At 37.8% G+C, this 6,452-nt stretch carries 7 protein-coding genes and 1 pseudogene; 5 read left to right on the top strand and 3 right to left on the bottom strand.

The window, feature by feature from the left end:
• The first annotated feature begins 348 nt into the window (after nucleotides 1-348).
• From P9B04_RS12395 to dtd, 3 genes are all read left to right on the top strand, one after another.
• A complete protein-coding gene (locus P9B04_RS12395) occupies nucleotides 349-1,098 on the top strand; it encodes a ParA family protein (protein WP_342055300.1) in 750 nt (249 codons plus the stop codon).
• Nucleotides 1,099-1,112: 14 nt separating this feature from the next.
• The gene (locus P9B04_RS12390) at nucleotides 1,113-2,066 is read left to right on the top strand and encodes a ParB/RepB/Spo0J family partition protein (RefSeq protein ID WP_342055299.1); all 954 of its coding nucleotides are present in this window, start codon (nucleotides 1,113-1,115) and stop codon (nucleotides 2,064-2,066) included.
• A gap of 496 nt (nucleotides 2,067-2,562) precedes the next feature.
• Nucleotides 2,563-3,027, top strand: a complete 465-nt coding sequence (gene dtd / locus P9B04_RS12385; RefSeq protein WP_342055298.1) for a D-aminoacyl-tRNA deacylase — start codon at nucleotides 2,563-2,565, stop codon at nucleotides 3,025-3,027.
• 213 nt (nucleotides 3,028-3,240) lie between these two features.
• Here the strand turns inward: dtd and P9B04_RS12380 are convergent, their stop codons facing one another.
• The 3 genes from P9B04_RS12380 to P9B04_RS12370 all read right to left on the bottom strand — a co-directional run bounded on the left by P9B04_RS12380 (nucleotide 3,241) and on the right by P9B04_RS12370 (nucleotide 4,925).
• Nucleotides 3,241-3,870, bottom strand: a complete 630-nt coding sequence (locus P9B04_RS12380) for a J domain-containing protein (protein ID WP_342055297.1) — start codon at nucleotides 3,868-3,870, stop codon at nucleotides 3,241-3,243.
• Between the two features lie 103 nt (nucleotides 3,871-3,973).
• Nucleotides 3,974-4,396 (bottom strand): hypothetical protein, encoded by a 423-nt coding sequence (locus P9B04_RS12375; protein ID WP_342055296.1) that lies wholly within the window; start codon nucleotides 4,394-4,396, stop codon nucleotides 3,974-3,976.
• Between the two features lie 166 nt (nucleotides 4,397-4,562).
• Complete coding sequence (locus tag P9B04_RS12370; RefSeq protein WP_342055295.1) at nucleotides 4,563-4,925, bottom strand: hypothetical protein; 363 nt, start codon at nucleotides 4,923-4,925, stop codon at nucleotides 4,563-4,565.
• Here P9B04_RS12370 and P9B04_RS12365 point away from each other — a divergent pair.
• Nucleotides 4,882-5,460, top strand: a pseudogene (locus P9B04_RS12365) (helix-turn-helix domain-containing protein). The gene P9B04_RS12370 and the pseudogene P9B04_RS12365 overlap by 44 nt on opposite strands.
• Nucleotides 5,461-5,563: 103 nt before the next feature.
• On the top strand, nucleotides 5,564-6,166 hold the full coding sequence (locus tag P9B04_RS12360; RefSeq protein ID WP_342055301.1) for a transposase: 603 nt from the start codon (nucleotides 5,564-5,566) through the stop codon (nucleotides 6,164-6,166).
• Nucleotides 6,167-6,452 lie beyond the last annotated feature (286 nt).

Below are 6,452 nucleotides of genomic sequence, written 5' to 3'. Positions count from 1 at the left end.
TGTCACGGAACTTGATCTACACTGGATTAACCCGTGCTAAGAAACTAGCTATCATACTTGGGGACTCTAAGACGATTGCGATCGCTGTTAACCAAGGTCATCGTCGGCAACGATATACAAGGTTAGTAGAGAGGTTAGCCTCAACAACTCAAATAAGTCACTAAAAACTTGCCTTTTTATGGTAACGTTTTGGTTAATCAACAAACTGATAATAAGACCAATTTATGTATGATCTTGATTGGAGGGTTCCAACTCAATATAGATATAAATAGCATTATTAAATCAACCTTTCTCTATAGGGCATAACGTTATGCCTAAACCTTTTATTTATAACAATTTACTGAACTGATGACCAAAATTATTGCGTTATACAATCAATCTGGAGGAGTTGGTAAAACAACTCTTACTATGAATTTGGGATATCATTTAGGAGAAAAATATAGGGTTTTATTAATTGACATGGACCCTCAGTCATCCTTGACTGATTTCATGGGAATTGATGTGATGAGTCTTGAAAAAACCACTTATGATACTCTTATCCATGAAGTTCCCCTTTCTATATTTTCTGGAATTCATGGAGTAGATTTTGCTCCAACCAATCTCAATCTTAGTAAAGCGGAAATGGAGCTTGTTAATGCTCCTTTGAGAGATTTTCGTCTGCGTCAACCTCTTGAATCAATAAAAGGTGATTATGATTTCATTTTGATTGATTGCCTTCCCAGTTTGGGATTTTTGAGTTATGTGTGTCTGATGAGTGCCACTCATGTTCTTGTTCCAGTCCAAACTCAATATAAAAGTCTTTGGGGAACACAATGGCTTCTCGAAACTCTTTTCAAAACTCAAAAAATTTCCCCCACACTAAAAATAGCTGGATTTATTCCTACTTTATATGACTCTCGAACTTGGCAAGATAAAGAAAGTTTAAAACAAATCAAAAGTCAATTATCATCTTTTGGTGTAGTTTATCCACCAATTAAGAGAACTATTTCTTTTGCTAATGCGTCACAAGCTCATGAACCTTTGGCTATTTATGAACCCAAAAATATGGTCATCAAAACTCTTCACGACATTACAGAGCAACTTGCCTTACAAGATTAAATTCAATTAATATTATGCCAACTAAAAAACCAGAATCCTTTCAAATGCGTTCTTCTATTAGTAGCTTTATAGACACAGCCACTCATTCTTTAGATATGTCTGACTCATCTTCCGTTAAAACTCTTCCGATTCAAGTTATTAATCTTCCTTCTTCACAACCTCGACGTTATTTTGAAACTCAACGGTTGGAAGAATTGGTGACTTCTATTAAACAACATGGAATTTTACAACCTTTGCTGGTTCGTTTAAAAGAAACAGGGGAGTATGAATTAGTAGCGGGAGAAAGACGGTATCGAGCAGCGAAAGAAGCTTCACTTACTCAAGTTCCCGTTATTATCAAAGAATTAAATGACTGCGAAGCCTTACAAGTTGCTTTGATTGAAAATCTGCAAAGAGAAGACCTTAACCCCATTGAAGAAACAAAAGGGATTTTGGAACTTCTAATGCTAAAACTTTCTTATAGTTCTATTGATGAGGTTAAATCCCTTCTTTATCAAATGAAAAGGGCTAACGATAGTCAATCGAATTTAGACATTTTTGATCAAGAACCGATTCAAGTGGTTGTCTTACTCTTTAAACAAATAGGAAGACAAACTTGGGAGTCTTTTGTTAAAAATCGTTTACCTTTGCTGAACTTACCAGACGATCTCCTGACAGCATTACAAAATGGAGAAATTGCATACACTAAAGCTAAGTCCATTGCTCAAGTTAAACAAATTGAGCAACGCAAACAACTTTTAAGTGAAGCAATTTCTGGTAATCTTTCTCTTTCTGATATTAAAGAGAAAATTAAAGTTCTTAACAGTTCCTCTAATGCTTCTGAAAATCCTGGAAAACAAGTAAAAGATGTTGCCCACAAAATTCGTCAACTCAAACCTTGGCTCAAAGATCAAAAAAAATGGCAACGAATTCAAAACTATACTCAAAAAATAGCAGGGATATTACAAGAAATGGAGGAAGCTACTTAAAAAAAGCTCACAAAACTCACTTTTAGTATTCAAACCTCAAAAGCGAGGTCAACTTCGGTGAGTAATAGCCTCAATCAACGAGTCACTAAAGTCAAATATCTAGCAACAAAAAGCCCCGTCATCATGACGGAGCATTTATCTTTACTTGACAATAACAAAAATACTGAAAATTCATGTAATTCTCTGACCGACTGTATTATCAGGTATTATCTTATATCAAACTCAGGTTGACACTATATTCCTTGAATTTAATGTTCTTACTCGGCATTATTCAATGTATGGGGGATAACAACAGTATTCTTATTGTTTCAAAATGTTGGCAATAGTTGCCTTACAAAGTACCTTCAACGAACTTCCGAGACTATGATTGGCATAGAACGAGGAAGTTAAATCCTTGTCAGGTCATCCACAAAGTCTACAATTTACTTGGTCAATGGGGATATAGATGATGGATAATTAATAATTGAATTTCATGAATATAAATTGCTAATAAACTATGCGTGTGATTATTCAAAGGGTAAGTGAGTCTCAAGTAAAAGTTAATGGTAAGGTGGTGGGTAAGATAGGAAAAGGATTGAATTTATTAGTGGGAATTGCGGCTAATGATACTATCAACGAAATTAATTGGATGGTGCGAAAATGTTTAGAGTTAAGATTGTTTTCCAATGAAGATAAGGAAGGGAAATGGGAAAGATCAGTGCAGGATATTTCCGGAGACTTATTAGTAATTAGCCAATTTACTTTGTATGGGGATTGTCGTAAAGGTCGTCGTCCATCTTTTAGCAATTCGGCTCCTCCTGGAGAAGCCGAAAAATTATATGATTTATTTGTTGATGAGTTAAAAAAGAGTGGTTTAAAAATAGAAACAGGAATTTTTGGAGCGAAGATGGACGTTAGTATTAATAACGATGGTCCAGTCACTTTATTACTAGAAAAAGAAGCCATTGAGTTGGCGGGTTAAAATGTTACTGATTCTAACGCCTTTTGTTGAAGTATTAACCCTATTTTATAAGTTTGGGGTAGCAACGATGTCCATTCTTAACCAATAGACTAATATGTTGATATCATTAACTAAATTAAGTAATTTTGGCTCATTAAAAGTGTTACCTTCGTTTAAACTACACGCAGGTTTAAATCCCCAACTATACGCGGGCGTGACTGGTGACTGGTTTAACTACTCCCAGAAAGACTGAGAAGACCAAGGGAATTGCTGAGACATAGCAAGTTGAAGATTATCTATGCCAATTTTGTCCAAGGGAATCAGAGGGCTGTATTTTGTAAACCATTGTGACTTTAATTCCTGGTAAATTTGGGTGATTAATTGGATACGTCCAATAGCTTCAACGGATTTATTATTGTCGGGATGCCATTTAACAACCAGTTGCTTGTAGTTTCGTACCAATTCATCAACGTACACAGGTTCACCCATTACCTGATATGCAGGACTTTTCTCTAAACCATTGGTCTGAGGTACAGGGGGAAGAAGTGCGATGGCTTGACAGAGAATACGAGAGGTTTGTATTTGTCTGTGTTGTTCAGTTCTGGGGGATGTGTGGGAGTCTGCCAAAGCAGGAGGCAAAAGACCAGTAGACAGTTCCTTGGCGGCAAAGAGGGCAAATCTAAGTTTACCTTCGGTGGTACGACAATCAAGTTCATATTTTGTGCGATGTTCAGTGATAGCTTTTGCTGTCCACTGTTTACGTACCCACTTATAAAGGTTAATCAAAGCATGGACATGACATTTGAAGCGGAAAGCGGATTCAGGTAATGATGCAATTTCGAGGATTTGTTCTTTTGTGTACATAGCTGTTCTGTGGCGTTCAGGAAAGTTATCATTTTATAGGCACTAGGCAGTAGGTGTGGGATGCAACCAGTGCCTAGTGCCTAGTGTCGTAAGGACATAGGGTTTAGAAACCAACGATAGACTCAGGGTTAGTTTCAACGGTGATAGCACCTGTTTCGTCAGCTAACTTACCGACTTCGGGGAGCAAGTCGGTGTCAAAATCATCGATATCTTCGAGGCTAACGTTATTCTGTAGGGAAGAGAGTTTGTGGGTTAATTGGGTATCAACAAGATGTTGTGCCAGTTGAGTTTTGTTGGTGCCTAAAAACTTTTTGGCAAAAACTTGGCTACGTTGGGTATGAAGATTAAGAGTTTCTTGGAACGCTATAGACATCTTAGACTCGAGAATGGTCTCAAAATTTTCTTGTAAAGCTTGTTCAAGCATCTGGGCAGAACGTGCGGCAATGGCATCAGCAATTTGATTATTAGCATCATTACCGATAGTCAGCCCTTCTTTAATTTGCTGTTGTTCGTTATTTTTAGTCATGGATTGTTGTTGAATTAGGTATGAAAATATGTAGAGATTAGTTGTTGGAGAGAAAATAACCAACTAAATATAGTCTTACTGGAGAAAATTCTGGATGAATGTCATGGTAGCAGAAAAGAAGACATTTTGAAAAAAAAGAGTCCCTTGCTGGGACTCTAATCTTTGTCTAGAATGGTATGGAACCTACTTGCTGATCACTTTCAGTTTCAGACTCTTGACGATTATCCTCTATCGAAGACACTTGAGCTTCGAGAGTTTGAACAACAGGGTCAACACTTTCTGGGAGTTTAGGTAAACGTTTGCGTAAAGCATTGGTTACAGTGAACTTACCAGGGGCATACTCTTCAATGTGAGTAATGATGAGAGTAACTGGAGTATCAACTTCCATCTCAAATCCAGCTTTAAGCAATAAGTCTGTGTTCCCTTTAGCCCAAACCACTTGTCCATCAGACAAATGTAGCTTGTAGGACTCACCGTATTTGCCCATGCTGGAACTAATGGCTTTAACTTGGAATTCGCCGATGCCCATAATCAAAGCATTGCCAATCAAACTCTCAGGCCGAACTGAACAACTACTCCAACAAATAGTTAGAGGGACAACCAACCCATATCGTCTCGTAAGAAGAGCCAAGTTGATCTTAGGAGCAGCATCTGGAGAAAGCAATAGTTCGATTAGTCGAAGATTAGAATTAGACCGAGAGCAAGTACGTTTGTGGCGAGAACGATGGAGGGAGGCGATCGACAAATTGACCGCCGCCGAAGAACAACAGGTTACAGACAAAAAATTAATGGTCTTGATCAAGGAAATTTAAAGACTTCGCCCAAGACCGGGGACAACAAAGTCCTTTACTGTCGAACAAGTGGTTCAGATTGTAGCGATCGCTTGTGAATCTCCTGAAAAATCGGACAGGCCTATAAGTCATTGGACTCCAAAGGAGTTAGCAGATGAAGCCATGAAAAGAGGAATTGTCGAAGAGATTTCCCCTCGAAGTGTGGGGCGTTTTTTAAAAAGAAGCCACACTCAAACCACATCGCCATCGTTATTGGTTAAATCCCAAAATTGATGATCCTCTCAAATTTAAAGAACAAGTTAAATATATCTGTGAACTTCATCAAAAGGCTTTGACATTATTAAAACAAGGAATTCATTTAATTAGTACAGATGAAATGACAGGGATTCAAGCTCTTGAAAGATTATTTCCCTCCAAACCTCCCAAACTTAAACAAGTAGAAAAAATCGAATTTGAATATGAACGCCACGGAACCCTGAGCTTAATTGCCAACTGGGATGTGGCAAGAGGAAAAGTGCTTACCCCCTCCATTGGACCGACAAGAACCGAAGAAGATTTTGCCCTTCATATTCAGAAAACAATTAGGACTGATGAAAAAGGAAAATGGATTTTTATTGTGGATCAACTCAACACTCATAAATCAGAAAGTTTGGTCAAATTAGTCGCATCAAGTTGTGGAATAACAACCGATTTAGGAATTAAAGAAAAGGAAGGAATTCTCAAATCTATGGCCAGCCGTGAGGCTTTTTTGTCAGATGAATCTCATCGAATTCGCTTTGTTTATATTCCGAAACATACATCTTGGCTTAACCAAATTGAGTGTTGGTTTTCTATTTTTGTTAGACGTTTACTCAAAAGAAGTAGTTTCCGTTCAACTGAAGAGCTATCCCAAAAAATTCTCAATTTTATTGATTACTTTAATCAACATTTTGCCAAGCCGTTCGTTTGGAAATTTAAGGGTTTTAAAGATCCTGAGTAACTGACGGGTTATTTCCGCCAAGCTGCACTAGTAGTTGCCCCGACCAGTTTTGTTTTGCGATCGGCAAAGAGGATCTGGCATAGCCAGCGCGCCTATTAGTTTAGCCAATAAAAACCTCTTCTGGCCTTACCTCCACTGATTTGTAGCGACTACCTCTAATTCCTCTTGAACTTTCTGCCAAGCCCTCAAAAGCCGAAAAAGAAAAACAAGGGAAAGTCGGTTTTGTACCTGTTAACTCACATCTTGCACCAAGAAAAGTTGATATGAGGAACGATGGCTAAAACTC

The organism is Crocosphaera sp. Alani8 (genome assembly GCF_038442745.1).
Lineage (GTDB): Bacteria > Cyanobacteriota > Cyanobacteriia > Cyanobacteriales > Microcystaceae > Crocosphaera.
Note: the sequence above shows the minus strand (reverse complement) of the source record. Positions and strands in the feature narration are given on the sequence as shown.